The 14,936-nt window shown below is 73.9% G+C and carries 13 protein-coding genes and 1 tRNA gene; 6 read left to right on the forward strand and 8 right to left on the reverse strand.

Translation table 11 applies throughout. The annotated features are described in order from the left end of the window. The first annotated feature begins 112 nt into the window (after positions 1 to 112). Positions 113 to 1,825, forward strand: coding sequence for an N-acetylglutaminylglutamine synthetase (ngg, locus tag ACEQ2X_RS21085; RefSeq protein WP_370327863.1), 1,713 nt, complete (start codon positions 113 to 115; stop codon positions 1,823 to 1,825). A gap of 5 nt (positions 1,826 to 1,830) precedes the next feature. Next, a complete protein-coding gene (locus ACEQ2X_RS21090; protein ID WP_370327864.1) occupies positions 1,831 to 2,973 on the forward strand; it encodes an osmoprotectant NAGGN system M42 family peptidase in 1,143 nt (380 codons plus the stop codon). A gap of 197 nt (positions 2,974 to 3,170) precedes the next feature. Here the strand turns inward: ACEQ2X_RS21090 and ACEQ2X_RS21095 are convergent, their stop codons facing one another. The 5 genes from ACEQ2X_RS21095 to ACEQ2X_RS21115 all read right to left on the reverse strand — a co-directional run bounded on the left by ACEQ2X_RS21095 (position 3,171) and on the right by ACEQ2X_RS21115 (position 9,307). Beyond that, on the reverse strand, positions 3,171 to 5,093 hold the full coding sequence (locus ACEQ2X_RS21095; RefSeq protein ID WP_370327848.1) for an FAD-binding monooxygenase: 1,923 nt from the start codon (positions 5,091 to 5,093) through the stop codon (positions 3,171 to 3,173). A gap of 93 nt (positions 5,094 to 5,186) precedes the next feature. Continuing rightward, positions 5,187 to 5,924, reverse strand: a complete 738-nt coding sequence (locus tag ACEQ2X_RS21100; protein ID WP_370327849.1) for a sulfite exporter TauE/SafE family protein — start codon at positions 5,922 to 5,924, stop codon at positions 5,187 to 5,189. A 45-nt stretch (positions 5,925 to 5,969) separates the two neighbouring features. Continuing rightward, on the reverse strand, positions 5,970 to 7,919 hold the full coding sequence (locus ACEQ2X_RS21105) for a cell wall-binding repeat-containing protein (protein WP_370327850.1): 1,950 nt from the start codon (positions 7,917 to 7,919) through the stop codon (positions 5,970 to 5,972). A gap of 54 nt (positions 7,920 to 7,973) precedes the next feature. Next, complete coding sequence (locus ACEQ2X_RS21110; RefSeq protein WP_370327851.1) at positions 7,974 to 9,203, reverse strand: MFS transporter; 1,230 nt, start codon at positions 9,201 to 9,203, stop codon at positions 7,974 to 7,976. A 28-nt stretch (positions 9,204 to 9,231) separates the two neighbouring features. Further along, positions 9,232 to 9,307: transfer RNA gene (locus ACEQ2X_RS21115), tRNA-Arg, on the reverse strand. A 64-nt stretch (positions 9,308 to 9,371) separates the two neighbouring features. Between ACEQ2X_RS21115 and ACEQ2X_RS21120 the strand changes: the two genes are divergently transcribed. Beyond that, the gene (locus ACEQ2X_RS21120; RefSeq protein ID WP_370327852.1) at positions 9,372 to 10,235 is read left to right on the forward strand and encodes an alpha/beta fold hydrolase; all 864 of its coding nucleotides are present in this window, start codon (positions 9,372 to 9,374) and stop codon (positions 10,233 to 10,235) included. Here the strand turns inward: ACEQ2X_RS21120 and ACEQ2X_RS21125 are convergent. Next, a complete protein-coding gene (locus tag ACEQ2X_RS21125; RefSeq protein ID WP_370327853.1) occupies positions 10,226 to 11,068 on the reverse strand; it encodes a PaaX family transcriptional regulator C-terminal domain-containing protein in 843 nt (280 codons plus the stop codon). The genes ACEQ2X_RS21120 and ACEQ2X_RS21125 overlap by 10 nt on opposite strands. 75 nt (positions 11,069 to 11,143) lie before the next feature. Between ACEQ2X_RS21125 and ACEQ2X_RS21130 the strand changes: the two genes are divergently transcribed. Then, positions 11,144 to 11,686 carry a hypothetical protein gene (locus ACEQ2X_RS21130; RefSeq protein WP_370327854.1) on the forward strand — a complete coding sequence of 181 codons (543 nt, stop codon included), beginning with the start codon at positions 11,144 to 11,146 and terminating at the stop codon, positions 11,684 to 11,686. A gap of 250 nt (positions 11,687 to 11,936) precedes the next feature. Here ACEQ2X_RS21130 and ACEQ2X_RS21135 read toward each other — a convergent pair whose 3' ends face one another. Continuing rightward, positions 11,937 to 12,314 (reverse strand): thioesterase family protein, encoded by a 378-nt coding sequence (locus ACEQ2X_RS21135; RefSeq protein WP_370327855.1) that lies wholly within the window; start codon positions 12,312 to 12,314, stop codon positions 11,937 to 11,939. Next, positions 12,314 to 12,784, reverse strand: a complete 471-nt coding sequence (locus ACEQ2X_RS21140; RefSeq protein WP_370327856.1) for a cupin domain-containing protein — start codon at positions 12,782 to 12,784, stop codon at positions 12,314 to 12,316. Before ACEQ2X_RS21140 ends, ACEQ2X_RS21135 begins: the two co-directional genes overlap by 1 nt. A gap of 84 nt (positions 12,785 to 12,868) precedes the next feature. Here ACEQ2X_RS21140 and ACEQ2X_RS21145 point away from each other — a divergent pair, with 84 nt between their 5' ends. After that, complete coding sequence (locus tag ACEQ2X_RS21145; protein ID WP_370327857.1) at positions 12,869 to 14,332, forward strand: leucyl aminopeptidase; 1,464 nt, start codon at positions 12,869 to 12,871, stop codon at positions 14,330 to 14,332. 73 nt (positions 14,333 to 14,405) lie between these two features. Next, on the forward strand, positions 14,406 to 14,936 hold a 531-nt coding region (locus ACEQ2X_RS21150), incomplete at its 3' end, for an MlaD family protein (protein WP_370327858.1).

The raw sequence follows: 14,936 nt of genomic DNA on the forward strand, positions 1-14,936 counted from the left end.
GTCCGATCGACCCGACCGCTCGCGGGACGCGCACCCGGCCGTCGCCGGGACCCCGCCGCGGACCTCCAAGTCGCCGCGGCGCTACGACCCGAGGGTCAACCGCGGCGACCGGCTGTCGACGGGCCACCACGACCGGCCCACCCGGCTGGTGGACGAGGCGGTCCCGTCCGGGGTGGTGCTCGACCTCGGCTGGGGACGGCTGATCTTCGGCCAGACCTTCACCAGCCACGAGCGGGTCCACGACGTGCTGATGAGCGAGGCGGCGGACAAGCGCGACATCGCCATCTACCTCCGCGACCCCCACGTCCTCGTCGGGACCGCCCCGGCGGACCTGTTCATCGACCCGTCGCTGACCTACCGGCTGTGGCTGCACCGCTACCGCCAGCGCAAGGAGTCGATCCGCGGGGTCGTCGTCCGCCAGCTCGAGACGACGGGCGACGCGGAGGCGGTCAACCGCATCTACGCCGCCAACGGCATGGTCACCGCCGACGAGTCGGTGATGCAGGCCAACCAGCGCAAGGCGGAGTTCATCTACCTCGTCGCCCAGGACGCCGAGTCAGGCGACGTGATCGGGACGGTCACCGGCGTCGACCACGCCGACGCCTTCGGCGACCCCGAGGGCGGGTCCAGCCTGTGGTGCCTCGCCGTCGACCCCCAGGCCGGGCGACCGCGGGTGGGGGAGGCCCTGATCCGCCACCTCGCCGAGCGGTTCGTCGCCCGGGGCCGGTCCTACATGGACCTGTCGGTGATGCACGACAACGAGCCGGCGATCCGGCTGTACGACAAGCTCGGCTTCGAGCGCACGCCGGTGTTCGCCGTCAAGCGCAAGAACCCGATCAACGAGAAGCTCTACACCCCGCCGGGTGACGAGACAGACCTCAACCCGTACGCCCGCATCATCGTCGAGGAGGCCTTCCGCCGCGGCGTCGCCGTCCGCGTCGTGGATGCGCGCACCGGACTGGTCGAGCTCTCGTACGGCGGGCGGACCGTCCTGACCCGCGAGTCCCTCAGCGACCTGACGAGCGCCGTCGCGATGACCTGCTGCGACGACAAGGCGCTGACCCGCCGGCTGCTGGTCGACGCCGGCCTGTCCGTGCCCGACGGCCGCTCGGCGACCAAGGACGCCGGCGACGTGCAGTTCCTCGAGGCCCACGGCGAGATCGTCGTCAAGCCGGCGCGCGGTGAGCAGGGGCGGGGGATCACCGTCGGCGTGTCCTCACCGGACCACCTGATGCGCGCGATCGACGACGCCGAGGTCGTCTGCCCCGACGTGCTCCTCGAGGAGATGGTCGAGGGTGAGGACCTGCGCGTCGTCGTCATCGACAACCGCGTCGTGGCCGCCGCGGTCCGCAAGCCCGCGGCGATCATCGGCGACGGCCGCCGCACCCCCAGCGCGCTGATCAGCTCCCTCAGCCGCCGACGGGAGGCGGCGACCGGCGGGGAGTCGACCATCCCCCTCGACGACCACACCTTCGACACGCTGTCCGCCCAGGGCTACGCCCCCCACGACGTCATCGGTGACGGCGAGGTCGTCCAGGTCCGCCGGACCGCCAACCTGCACACCGGCGGGACGATCCACGACGTGACCGACCAGCTGCACCCCGCGCTGCGGGAGGCCGCCATCACCGCAGCCCGGGTCCTGCACATCCCCGTCGTCGGCATGGACCTCATCGTCCCGGATGTCAGCGGCCCCGAGTACGTCATCATCGAGGCGAACGAACGGCCCGGTCTCGCGAACCACGAACCGCAACCAACCGCGGAGGCGTTCCTCGACCTGCTGTTCCCCCGAACGCGACGCGTCCCCCCGAAGGAACCTGCCACGTGACCCGCATGCCGCGCCTCCTGCCGATCGACCGCGACTACATGGCCGACCTGCTGCTGCGGCTCCTCGAGATGCCGAGCCCCACGGGCCGGACCGACGAGATCATGCGGCTGCTGGGCGAGGAGGTGGAGGCGCTCGGACTGCCCACGAGGCTGACCCGCCGCGGGGTGCTGCACGCCACGCTCGGCGGCGCGCGGGCGGACCTCAAGCGGGTGGTGGTCGTCCACGCGGACACGATCGGCGCGATGGTGAAGGCCATCAAGCCGAACGGCCGGCTGCAGGTCGTCGCGGTCGGCACCTGGTCGGCCCGGTTCGCCGAGGGCGCCCGGGTGCAGGTCTTCACCGACGAGCCGGGGGTCAGCTACACCGGCACGATGCTCCCGCTGAAGGCCTCGGGCCACGCGTTCAACGAGGAGGTCGACAGCCAGATCACCTCGTGGCAGAACATCGAGGTCAGGATCGACGAACGCGTCGAGGACGCTGACGCCGTGCGCGCCCTCGGGATCAGGGTGGGGGACTTCGTCGCGGTCGACGCCCAGCCGGTCATCACGCCGTCGGGGTTCGTCTGCTCGCGGCACCTCGACGACAAGGCCGGCGTGGCGGCGGCCCTCGCCGGGTTCAAGGCGGTCATCGAGGCGGGTGTGGAGGTGCCGGTCAGCGCCTCGTTCGTCTGCACGATCGCCGAGGAGGTCGGGCTGGGCGCGACCAACCTCGGCGCGGACGTCGCCGAGGCGCTGTCCATCGACGCCGCGGTCGTCGCCCCGGGCCAGCACTCGCGGGAGGACACCGTCAACGTGGCGATGCACGACATGTCCGGTCCGTTCGACTACCACCTGACCCGGCGGATGACCGCCATGTGCAACCACCTCGGCATCCCCCACACCCGCGACCTGTTCACCTACTACCGGTCGGACATCGCCGCGGCGCTCGAGGCGGGGGCGGAGATGCGCGCGGCGCTGATCGGGTTCGGCACGGACGCGACGCACGGCTGGGAGCGCACCCACCTCGACGGCCTCGAGCGCATCGCCCAGCTGGTCGCCGGCTACCTGCAGGTGCCGTTCATCTTCGCCTTCGACGTCGAGCCGGAGGGCAAGGTCGAGTCCTTCCCCGAGCAGGAGCAGCGCGTCGGCCTGGTCGTCGACCCGTCGTAGGGTCTCTCGGTCCGGCGGCCGTCATCGACCCGTGGGCGCACGGTGGAGCGGGTGCGGGGGTTCTGGTCACCGTCATCGACCCGCGGGTGCATGACGGGGGAGGTGCGGCGGCTCCGGTCGCCGTCATCGACCCGTGGGTGCATGACGGCGGCCGACACGCGAGCACGTCGACGCTCGCCCCTCGGGGCGGCCGCCCCTCAGCGCGCGGGCACCATGAACCCGTCGAAGAACCCCGCCAGCGACGCGTGGTCGTCCAGCGGCAGGACCGCGGCGACGTGCTGGTCGGGCCGGACGACCACGACGCACCCGCTATCCCGGTCGACACCCCGCAGGTCGAACACGTCCTCGCCGGGTCGGGGGTCGGAGCAGAGCACCTTCTCGTGGTCCACCAGCCCGTAGCGGCCCTTGCGGGGGCGCAGGAGGTCCGGGAGACCCTCCACCGCGACCTCCCGGTGGCCCTGCTGCAGGACCGCGCGGAGGTCGATCACCGCATCCGGGTCAGCTGCCGCCGGGGTGCACCGCCGCACCGGCGACCTCGGGTCCTCGTCCAGGAAGGTGCACAGCCGGCCGAGGGCCGAGGACGGGTCGGCCGGCTCCCCTGCGGACGCGAACGCGATCACGCGCCAGCGCCCGTCGGCGGTGATCGCGTGCCCGAGCTGCACCGGCTTCGCGTCCGCCAACCGGATCACCGGCGCGGAGTGGAACCGGGTCCCCACCTCGAACCCGGTGGCGAGGCGCTGGTGGGTCGCCTCCGCCGTGATGATCGACGGCGCGTAGCGGGTCGCGGTCCCCGCGGTGAAGCGGCCCTGGCGGACGAAGTAGTCCTGGAACTCCGCCGGGTCGACGCCCTCCCCCTCCCCCTCGTCATCGGCGCCCCGCGGGGCGGCGGAGAACATCCGGGCGAACTCGCGGTCGAAGTCGATCAGCTCCTGCGCGACGGCGTGGCGCTCGGCGGAGTAGGTGCGCAGCAGCGCGGGTCGCGCCTGCCCGCGGAGCACCGCGGCGAGCTTCCACCCCAGGTTGAAGGCGTCGCGCAGCGAGACGTTCATGCCCTGTCCGGCCTTCGGGCTGTGGGTGTGGCACGCGTCGCCGGCGATGAACACCCGGGGCTCGCGGTCCGCGGTCGCGTCGTCGAACGCGTCGGTCAGCCGCTGGCCGATCTCGTACACCGACCACCACGCGATCTCGTGGACCTCGAGGGTGTGCGGCCGGAGGATCCGGCGCGCCGCGGCGACGAGGTGGTCCGGCGTCAGGTTGCGGGTGGCGACGCGCTCGTCGGGGTCGAGCTCGTCCAGCTCGATGTACAGCCGGACCAGGTAGCCGCCCTCCCGCGGGATGACCAGCAGGTTCCCCTCCGTGCTCGAGTGGACCACCGACTTCTTGCGGATGTCAGGGAAGTCGGTCGTGCAGAGGACGTCCATGACGCCCCAGGCCTGGTTGGCCGAGTCGCCCCGCAGCGTCCGGCCGATCTCGCCCCGGACGGTGCTGCGCGCCCCGTCGCACCCCACCACGTACCGCGCCCGGACGACCTCGACCTCGCCGGCGTGGTCGGGGTCGAGGCGCTCGATCGTCGCGGTGACGGGGTGGTCCACGTCGTCGGGGTCGACCCGCAGCCCGGTCAGCTGCCGCGCGTAGTCGGGTTCCAGCCGCGTGGGGGAGGTGCGCATCACGTCGAGGAGGAACTCGTGGACGCGGGCCTGGTTGAGGATGACGTGGGGGAACTCGCTGAGCCCGTCCTCGGTGTCCTGGATCACCCGGCTCCGGGTGATGTGCTCCGGGCGGGCGTCGTCGGGCTTCCAGAACGTCGTCTCGTTGACCCAGTAGGCCTCCTCGAGGACCCGGTGGGCGAACCCGAAGGCCTGGAACACCTCCACGGTGCGCACCGCGATCCCGTCGGCACGGCCGAGCTCGAGCGGTCCGCCCTCCCGCTCGACGATCCGCGTCGTGATGTCCCCGAACGTCGACAGCTGCGCGGCCAGGGTCAGCCCCGCCGGCCCGCAGCCGACGATCAGCACGTCCACCTCCTCGGGGAGGCGGTCAGGTTGGCGCTCGAGTGCCTGCGGTGCGGGAGGGGCGACGCGCGGATCGCCGGTGCGGACGCCATCGAGGTGGAACTGCATGGCGAGGAGGATGGCGCAGATCCGGACCGCGGCGCAGGTCCCCTGCGCCGAGCACGGGCTCGTCACAGGCCCCTGATCCAGCTGGCCGGGCGATCAGACGAGCAGGTAGATCGCACCGACGACGAGCAGGGCCAGGACGATCCTCTCGAAGACCTGGCGGCTGATCCGGTCGACCAGCCACCGCCCTGTGACCACGCCGGGCCAGATGAGCAGCGCGAACGGCAGCACCCGCAGGGTGGAGAGGTCGAGCAGCCCGGCGGCCACGTAGCCGGGCACCTTGAGCCAGTTGACGACGAAGAAGAAGATCGCGGTGGTGGCCACGTAGGCGACGGGCGTCACCCCGGCGGCCAGCAGGTAGACCGCGACCGGCGGGCCGCCCGCGTGCGCGACCGTCGACGTGATGCCGCTCGTGGTCCCCGCGACCACGGCCAGGCCGCGACCGGCGGTGAGGCGAGACTCCCGCAGGTGCGGCTCGATCAGCCGGTGGGCGACGAACGCGAGGCTGAAGACCGCGAGGAAGATCTCGATGCCGCGGTCGGATGTCGCGCCGAGGAACGCGCTCGCCACCGCCACGCCCACGACGGCGCCGGGCAGCATCCGCACGATCGTGGCGCGGTCCCAGTCGCGGCGGTGGACCCAGATGGCGGCCAGGTCACCGGCCATCAGGAGGGGGAGCAGGACGCCGATCGCCTGCGACGCCGGGACGACCACCACGAGCAGGATCGTCACGAACGGCCCGAGCCCCCCTCCCAGGCCGCCCTTGCTCAGCCCGATCAGGATCGCGGCCGCGCCGACCACGACCACGGAGGTCGTCGTCAGCTCCAGGTCCACGGCCCTCCGGGATACCCGGGGGCCGCGGGCGCCACACGGCGCCGATCAGCAGGCGGGGGCCGCGTCCAGGGCAGCGGCCGTCGTCGCCGGGATGACGGCCAGGCCGCCGGCGAGGAGGACGTCGACGTCGTCGGGGCTGCACGCCAGCGCCGACGTCTCCGGCGGCATCGGCTCGGACACGAGCGCGAGGGCGCCCCCGAGGTCGGCGGCCAGCCCGGCGGCCGGCAGCCCGAAGAGCCAGCCGTCGGCGCGGAAGCCGTCGACCGCGACGAGGACCCGGCCTGACGCCGGGATGCCGATGAGCTCGGTCGCGATGGCCTGGGCGGTGGCAGCCCGACTCGCCCCCGCGATCCGGCGCGGGTTCGGCACGTCGGCTTCGACGGCCGCCGACAGCGCCGCGGTGCCGCCCAGCAGGACCGTCTGGTCCGGCGCCACCTCGTCGAGGAAGGCGGCGACGGCGGGGTGCACCGACGCGGTGTCGGTCACGACCGTCGGGATGGCCTCCGCGGCGGTCCACGCCCCGGAGGAGACGCTGTCGGCCCACGCTGCCGTCGGGTTGTCGGCCGGGCCACCGGCACGCGCGAGCGCCACCTGCGTCGGCGCCGCGCCCCGCGTCGCGGCCAGCCGCCGCACCTCCTCGGCCACCGCCACCGACGTCTCCACCCGGGACGGACCCGCCAGGCGGACGACCTCGACGCCCTCGGCCTCGAGCGCGGACACGACCGCGCCCGACACCGCCGCCTCCCCGCCGAGGACGTAGGCGGTGCCACCGGGGTCGAGCACGCGGCCGATCTCGTCCCGGGTGACGTCCGGGAGGGCGTCGGTGCCGGTGAGCAGCAGCGGACCGCGTCCGGTCAGCGCCGCGCCCACCAGGGAGTCGGCGAACGCGTCGTCGCGGGACAGCACGACGTAGGCGGCTTCGCGCGGGCCGTCCTCGCCGGCGGCGCAGCCGAAGCGGGCCTCGGAGACCGCCACGGCGTGGGCGACGGGATCGGTGAAGTCGGCGCGCTCGGTCGTGGTCGGGTCGCCGTCCAGCCCACCGCACACCAGCGGCGCCCCGGTCGGCTGCGGCGCGGACACGGTGGTCCACTCCACGATCACGAAGTCCTCCCCCTCGGGCCCGGGGTAGGGAGCGCCGGCCTCCACCACCTCCTGCTCGTCGCTGCCGTCGAGCGCGGCGGTGAACACCGTCTCCCCGCGGTGGTAGGCGATGCGCGTCCCGTCGGGGGAGAACGACGGCGCCCCTCCCGTGACGGGGATGTCGCCGACGAGCGAGAGCTCGCGGTCGTACAGGCACATGGCGAGGCGGCCGCTGCCGGCGGCGATGAAGCAGGGGACCACGATTCGGTTGCCGTCCGGCGTCACGTCCACGCCGTCGGACGTCTGGGTCTGGGTCGCGGCGGAGAAGATCGTCGCGTCACGTCGAGCGCCGGAGGCGGGGTCGAGCCGGACGGCGACGCCCAGGCCGAAGGCGAAGATCTCCCCACCGGCGCTCCACGTCACCTCGACCAGCTGGTCGTCATCCCCGAAGGCCTGATCGGCGGCGACGTCGATGGCGGTCTGCGCGGCCCCGTCGAGCCCGACGACGGACAGCCGGTGGGGCTGCGCGACGACCAGGCGGCTCCCGTCGGGCGACCAGTCGAGGTCGGGGAGGAAGCGCGAGGGCCTCTCGGGACCGGCGAGGGAGGTGACCCGGGTCGGTTCGCCGTCTCCGAACCGGTAGGTCATCACGTCGTGGCCGTCGCCGTCCTCGGACACCTCCAGGTAGGCGAGCGTCGTGCCATCCGGCGAGACCGCGGCCGCCTCCATCGTGGTGAACGTGTCCTCGAACACCGTCGTGGCCTCACCACCGCCGGGGGCGGTGGAGAACAGCCGTGCGGGATCGGTCGTGTACATGATCGGGCCGTTGGTCCCGGGGACGGCGGCGCCGCCGGGCACCGCGAGGGACAGGACGACGACGACGGCGAGCACCACCAGGGCGCGGGATCGGACCATGTGGCTGAGGGTAGGAGCCCGTCCGCCGGGACAGGAGCCGCGCCGCTCCCGTCGTTAGCGCCTCGTTGGCGCGGGCACGGCGTGGACGGCGTGCCGCCGCCGCAGGAGCCGCCGGTTGGCCTCGGTGACGACGGCCAGGCCGATCAGGGCGGGGAGCGTGAGCACGGCGATGGCCTGCCCCACCGAGAGGGCGGTCCCGGCGAGCCACCCGATCCCGGCGGGGGCGAGCAGGAACGAGACGCGCATGCCGGCGGTCATCGCGCCGAGCCCGGCCCCGCGCCGTCCCGGGAGTCGCGCGGCGTGGTCGTAGAGCGTCGGCATGAAGGTCGCGACGCCGAGCCCCACCAGCAGGAACCCCGCGATCGCCGCGACCTCGTGGTCGACGAGGGACGCGATGGCGAAGCCGGTCCCGGCGAGCCCCAGGCTGACGCGGTGCAGCCCCGTGGCGCCGAGGCGGACCTGCAGGGAGTCGCCACCGAACCGCATGGCGGTCATGCCCACGGTGTAGGTCACGAACGCGGCGCTGCCGACCGCGGCGGCGGCGCCCAGGTCGTCGGTCAGCCGGAAGGTGGACCAGTCCCCGCCGGTGACCTCCGCCACGACGGCGAACATCCCCGCGAGGACGAGCAGCACGACCGGAGCCAGCCGTGCCACCGCAGAGGTCGGTGCGGGCGTCGTCGCCGGCGGCGGGGCGTCGGCGTGCGCGTCCTCGTCGACGGCCAGCAGGTTGCGCGCGACGAACACGAGCGCGACCGCCATGACGCCTGCGACGACGGCCATGTGCACGGCGACCGTGAGGTCCGCGGCGTTCGCAGCCACCGCACCGAGCCCGCCGGCGAAGGTTCCCAGGCTCCACACGCCGTGCAGCCGGTTCATCACCGGGGTGTGGCGCCGGGCGCTGATCCACGACCCCTGCATGTTCATCGAGATGTCGACCAGGACGTCGACGAACATGTAGGTGGACATGCCGATGAGCCAGACCGCCGGGCTCCGGGCGGCGCCGATGACGACCAGGCTGGCGACCATCACCACCGCGCCGACCCGCAGCACCCGCCGCGTCGAGGTGGCGTGGATGACCCGTCCCGCGAGGAGGCTGCCGACCAGCCCGCTCACCGCGGCGAGGGTGAGCAGCACGCCGAACTGGGTCACGTCGACGTCGATCCGGTCCCGGAACTGCGGGGCGCGGGCCATGAACGACGCGGTCATCGCACCGTTGACGAAGAACTGGCCGGCGGTGGCGGCGAGGGCGAGCCGGTCGCGCGTGCTGAGGGAGGGGGTGGTCATGGGCGAGGTGCTCAGCATCCGGTCCGCGTGGCGCCCCAGGAAGGATTCGAACCTCCGACACCTGGTTCCGGAAACCAGTGCTCTATCCCCTGAGCTACTGGGGCACGGGGTCCGGTGATGGTAGCGGCTCGGTTCTGGCGGCACCACCGGGCTGGCAGGCTGGACTCGGTGCGGTCACTCCCCGTCGGCGAGGTCGAGATCGCGTTCCTGGACGAGGGTCCGCGGGACGGCCGTCCCGTCGTGGCCGTCCACGGGTTCCCCGACGGGCCGTGGACCTTCGACCACCTGGCCGCCGCCCTCGTCGACGCCGGCTTCCGGGTCATCCGGCCGTGGCTGCGCGGCCACGGCCCCAGCACCGCCCCGCCTCGCCGGGTGGCACCCCTCCCCGACCTCGTGGACGACGTCGAGGGACTCGCCACGGCCCTCGACCTCGACCGCCCCGCCCTGGTCGGCCACGACTGGGGGGCGGTCATCGGGTGGGTGTCGGCCAGCCGCCCCGACCCGCCCTGGTCGGCCGTCGCCGCCCTCGCGATCCCGCCCCTCCCCGTGCAGGCCCGCGCCGCCCTCGACCCGGTCCAGGCGCTCCACCGGTCGGGCTACATGTGGTGGATGCAGGTCCCCGGCGTCGAGCGGCTCCTCCCGCGCATCGCCGACCGGCTCTACGCGCGCTGGTCACCCGGCTGGGACCCCCCGGAGGGCCACATGGCCCGCGTGCGCGACCTGCTCGCCCACCCGGCCACCGCCCGAGCCGCGGTCGCCCCCTACCGCTGGATCCTCCCCGCCGTGCTGACCGGCCGGTACCCCGCGGACCGGCGGGCCGTGCCGGCGATCCCGGTCCGCTACCTCCACGGCGCGGACGACACCTGCTTCCCCGCCAGCGCCGCCGAGCGCGCCCGGCGGGTCCTGCCGACCGGCAGCGTCGAGGTGGTCCACGGCGCCGGGCACTTCCTCCACCTGGAGCGGCCCGAGGTCGTCACCCCGATCCTGCTCGACTTCCTCGGCGACAGCCGGAGGTGGACGGCTCAGTCCTGACCCAGCGCGGCCAGGCCCTGCGCGAACGGGCTGGCGGACTCCTCGATCCGGCCGGTGGGGGAGGGGGAGGGACCCGCGCCGGCCTGGAGCTCGGCGTAGTGGGCCCACGTGGGCTCGCGCAACGACTCGTAGGTGCGGGCGAACACCTGCGCCGCGGTGTACCCGGGCCAGTCCGCCGGCAGGACCTCGGCGGGCAGACCCGGGTCGAGGAAGAGGAACCGGCGCCACCGGTGGACGAGCCGCAGCCGCAGCGCGAAGCGCTCGTCGGGGTCGGTGGGGACGTCGACGTCGGTCCACTCGTCCAGGAAGTCGCGGTGCGCGTCCCGCAGCGCCTCGAGCGCCCACGCCCCGCCGGCGAAGGCGCGGTCGTCGTCGACCGACGCCCCCTCCACCCACGTCGCCTCGACACCCGCACGTGCCAGCAGGGCCTTCGCGGTGTCGGGGTGGGGGTGGGGGTGCGCCCACACACCATCCTGCACCCGGCCGTAGCCGATCCACTCGAGCTCGGCCACGACCTCGGCGTCACGGAGGTCGGGGGCCAGCACCAGCCGCCAGGTCCCGTCCCAGTCGAGCGACCGCAGCCGGTAGATGCGCGCCGCCGCCTCCTCCAGCCGGTCGACGCCCCGCGCGGTCAACCGGTACGCGGCGTAGCGCCCCTCCCGACGGGGCTCGACCCACCCCTCCACCGCCATGCGGTGCAGCGCCGTGCGCACGGCCTGGCTGCGGAACCCGAGGGTGGCCATGCAGGCCGTGATCGTCGACAGCCACGCCTCACCGCCGGCGGGCAGGACCACGTCGCCGAACAACGTGAACAGGGCCGACCGGGCTCGCACGTGTGACAGGGTAACGGCGATCTCCGGGTCAGCCGTCACACGACGACGCCTGCGCCGACGGGTACAACGGGGGCCGTGACCCGCCGCGCCCTGTCCCTGCTCGTGCTGCTCGCGGCCGTGGTGGCCGGCTGCGGCGAGACCCCCGGCGACGTCCTGCCCCCGCCGCGGGACGGCCGCAGCGGCATCCAGCTGTCCGGCACGCTCGGCGGCCGGCAGGCCGCGGTCAACGACGGGCTGCCGGAGGTCAACTTCGGCGACTGCGACGTCGCGGAGGGCCCGGACCGCGACCTCTGCGTCATCACCGAGGACATCAGCGGCGAGCTGATCGTCATCGTCTTCGAGAACCCCGCCGCGTTCGTCGCCGGCGAGCGGCTGGCCATCGACGACGCGTCCTGCGGGGACGCCGACGCCTGCGACGCGGTGACCGACGTCGCGCTCGTGGACGTCAGGGTGGGCGACGGACCCCGCGTCACGGCGACGGGTGGGAGCGTCACCCTCGAGGTGGTCGAGGACCTCGCGCGCTACCGCGGCGACCTCGACGTGCGCCTGCCCGACGGGGGTCGCCTGACCGGGACGTTCGACCTCATCCCGCGACCGGACGAGATCTCCCGCCGCTGATCGGGGCCCCGTGGCGTCCTCCCCGCGCGAACGGGGTCGGCCTGCACGTCATGTGGTGCCCAGCGGGGCGGTAGCTGCATGTTGTCGGGTGCCCAGCGGGCGGTAGCTGCACGTCGTCGGGTGCCCGGTCGAGGCCATCTGCACGTCGTGTGGGACAGTCCGGGACGACGTGCAGCCAGGCGAGCCGTCGCACCGGACGACGGGCAGACGGGTGGCATCGTGGGCACTCACCGGCACCCGCAGCGAGGTGCTACGAGAACCGACCGAAGGTCTCGGCGTCGACGACGGCCTGGGTGAAGCCCGCGACCGCGACCGGGTCGCCGTCGTGCTGCACGACGACCTCCGTGACCAGCGTCGCCGGGGTGCAGTCGAGGACGGTGGCGACCAGCTCCACCTCGGCGCCGACCGGCACCGGGGCGCGGTGCTTGAGGGAGATGGAGCGGCCGACCCCCTCCTCCCCGGGCTCGAGGGCCATCGCCAGCAGCCAGCGCGAGACCTGCTCGACGTGCCGGATCATCGCGGCCGTGCCGTAGACCGGGTGGACGACCTCCCCGTCGAACGCCGCCTGGTCCGCCGGCGTCACCACCACCCGCATCGCCACCGACGTCCCCGGTGCCACGTGTCGCATCAGCGGCTCCCCAGCCGGCGGCGGAGCCGGTCGACGACGCCCTCGCGGGCCGCGGCGCGGTCGCGATCGGCCACCGCCTCGGGGGTCGGTCCCGCGGGCACCACCGGCACGTCGTCCGGCGGGCTGGTCACCACCTGCAGGATCAGCGGGTCGGCGGAGGAGTTGCGCAGCCCGTGGGGCACCCCCGCGGGCACCAGGAGGGCCTGCAACGGGTCGAGGGTGACCTCTGCGTCGTCGGTCACGACCCAGGCCCTGCCGCCGAGCACCGTGTAGACGGCGTCGGCCGTGGTGAAGGTCCGCGCCTCGAGGACCTGCTGGGGCTCGAGGCAGATCAGGTCGAGGGCCACCACATCGGTGGCGACCACCCGTCGGCCGGCCGGCAGGTCGAGGTCGAACTGGACGTAGTCGCGCAGGTCGACGGCGACGGGCTCGTAGTCCGGTGCGCTGACCGGGGTGTGGTGCTGGCTCACGGCGTGGCCGAGTGTAGTGCCGCGGCGGTCCGAGCCATCGACACGAGTCGGAGGCGGTGCCCGGCGCCCGCTAGCCTGCGCGGGGTGACCATCTCCATCCAGCACTCTGCAGGCCCGCTGACCGCTGCCGGCACCGACGCGATCGCCGTGCTGATCCCGGCCGACGCCGAGGCGAGGGACGCGGTCCTCGGCCCGCTGTCCGACGCGCTCGGGACCGACGTCGCCGCCGCGGTCGCGGCAGTCGACGTCACCGGTGAGGCCAGGGAGGTCGCGCGCATCCCCGTCGCCGCGCCCGAGCGCGGTCGCCTGCTCGTCGTGGTGGGCGCCGGGGCGGATCCGGATGCCGAGGCGCTCCGCCGCGCCGCCGGCACCGCGGTGCGCAACGCGCCGAAGGGCGCCTCGATCGCGATCGCCGCGGGGGACGGGGCGGACGCCGCCCGCGTCCAGGCCGTCGCCGAGGGCGCGGGCCTCGGCGCCTACGCCTACACCGAGCACCGCAAGAAGCCGCACGAGGCCCCGGCGGTGACCGGGCTGACCGTGGTCGCCGACGGCGCTGACGCCGCCGCCGCGGTCGCGCGGGCGGGCGTGGTCGTGGCCGCTGTGGCCGCGGCCCGTGACATGGTCAACACGCCCCCGGCGGACAAGCGGCCGCCGGCCCTCGCCGAGCGGATGGCCGCGCTGGTCGCCGACGGGGACGTCACGGTCACGACGTTCGACGAGCAGGCCCTCGCCGACGGGGGGTTCGGGGGCATCCTCGGCGTCGGACGGGGCTCCAGCGAGCCGCCGCGCCTGGTGGAGATGGTCTACGAGCCCGAGGGCTGGGACACCCACGTCGTCCTGGTCGGCAAGGGCATCACGTTCGACTCCGGCGGGCTCAGCCTGAAGCCGTGGAAGTCCATGCTGACGATGAAGTCCGACATGGCCGGCGCCGCCGCCGTGGCTGCCGCCCTCAGCGCCTGCAAGGCCGTCGGCGTCAAGGCCAAGGTGACCGGTCTGTGCGCGCTCGCGGAGAACATGCCGTCGGGCACCGCGACCCGACCGAGCGACGTGCTTGTCCACCGGGGCGGGACGACCGTCGAGGTGCTGAACACCGACGCCGAGGGGCGCCTGGTCATGGCCGACGCGCTGGCCTACGGGGCGGAGTCCGAGCCCGACGTCATGATCGACCTGGCGACGCTGACGGGGGCGCAGGTCGTCGCGCTCGGCGACGACGTGGCCGCGCTGATGGGCACCGACGAGGGGCTGATCAACGACCTGCAGTCCGCCGCGAACGCCGCCGGTGAGCAGATCTGGCCGCTCCCGCTCGTCGAGCGGTACGCCGAGACGCTCAAGTCCCCCGTCGCGGACCTGAAGAACATCGGCAAGGCGGGCCACGCCGGGTCGATCACCGCGGGGCTGTTCCTCCGCCACTTCACCGCCGGCCGGCCCTGGGCGCACCTCGACATCGCCGGTCCGTCGTTCCGCGAGGACCCCGACGACAGCTACCTGGCGACCGGCGGGACCGGCTTCGGCGTGCGGACCCTGCTGGCCTACCTGGCCGGCCTGTAGGGTGCACCAGACCCCGCTGCACCAGACCCGGCGACGGTCCCGCCGCAGTCCGATCGGGTAGGTCTCCTCCGCCGTGCGCAACCCCCCATTCGCCCTGAAGGCCCTGATCGGGCTGGTCGTCACCGCCGTCATCGCCGTGGCGGGCTTCCTCGGCACCCGCTTCGCGCAAGGCGCCTTCGACGAGCAGTACCGCATCTGGGTCACCCTCGGCGAGACCGGCCAGGGGGTCATCAGCGGCAGCGACGTGGTGCTGCGCGGCGTGATCGTCGGCGAGGTCGGGGAGATCCGGCTGGACGACGAGCTGCGGGCGGTGATCGAGCTGGTCCTCGAACCCGACCTGCAGGTCCCCGAGGACGCCACCATCGCGGTCACCGGCAAGACCCTCCTCGGCGAGAAGCAGATCGAGATCCGCCCCGACGGCCCGCTGGCCGAGGGGCCCTTCATCGCCGACGGCGGCAGCATCGACGACCCGGACCAGGTGGTCGAGCTGCAGGACGTGCTGAGCGAGCTGGATGAGGTGCTGGGGGCGATCGACCCGACGGATCTGGCGGTGCTGGTCGATGACGGGTTGGGGGCGTTCGTGGGTCAGGACGCCCAGATCGCG

It is taken from the genome of Euzebya sp. (genome assembly GCF_964222135.1).
Classification (GTDB): domain Bacteria; phylum Actinomycetota; class Nitriliruptoria; order Euzebyales; family Euzebyaceae; genus Euzebya.

Excerpts from the sequence above, each read along its gene's own strand:
- ACEQ2X_RS21135 (WP_370327855.1), bottom strand. The coding sequence starts at position 12,314 with ATGCGACACGTGGCACCGGGGACGTCGGTGGCGATGCGGGTGGTGGTG.
- ACEQ2X_RS21105 (WP_370327850.1), bottom strand. The coding sequence starts at position 7,919 with ATGGTCCGATCCCGCGCCCTGGTGGTGCTCGCCGTCGTCGTCGTCCTG.
- ACEQ2X_RS21090 (WP_370327864.1), top strand. The coding sequence starts at position 1,831 with ATGCCGCGCCTCCTGCCGATCGACCGCGACTACATGGCCGACCTGCTG.
- ACEQ2X_RS21110 (WP_370327851.1), bottom strand. The coding sequence starts at position 9,203 with ATGACCACCCCCTCCCTCAGCACGCGCGACCGGCTCGCCCTCGCCGCC.
- ACEQ2X_RS21095 (WP_370327848.1), bottom strand. The coding sequence starts at position 5,093 with ATGCAGTTCCACCTCGATGGCGTCCGCACCGGCGATCCGCGCGTCGCC.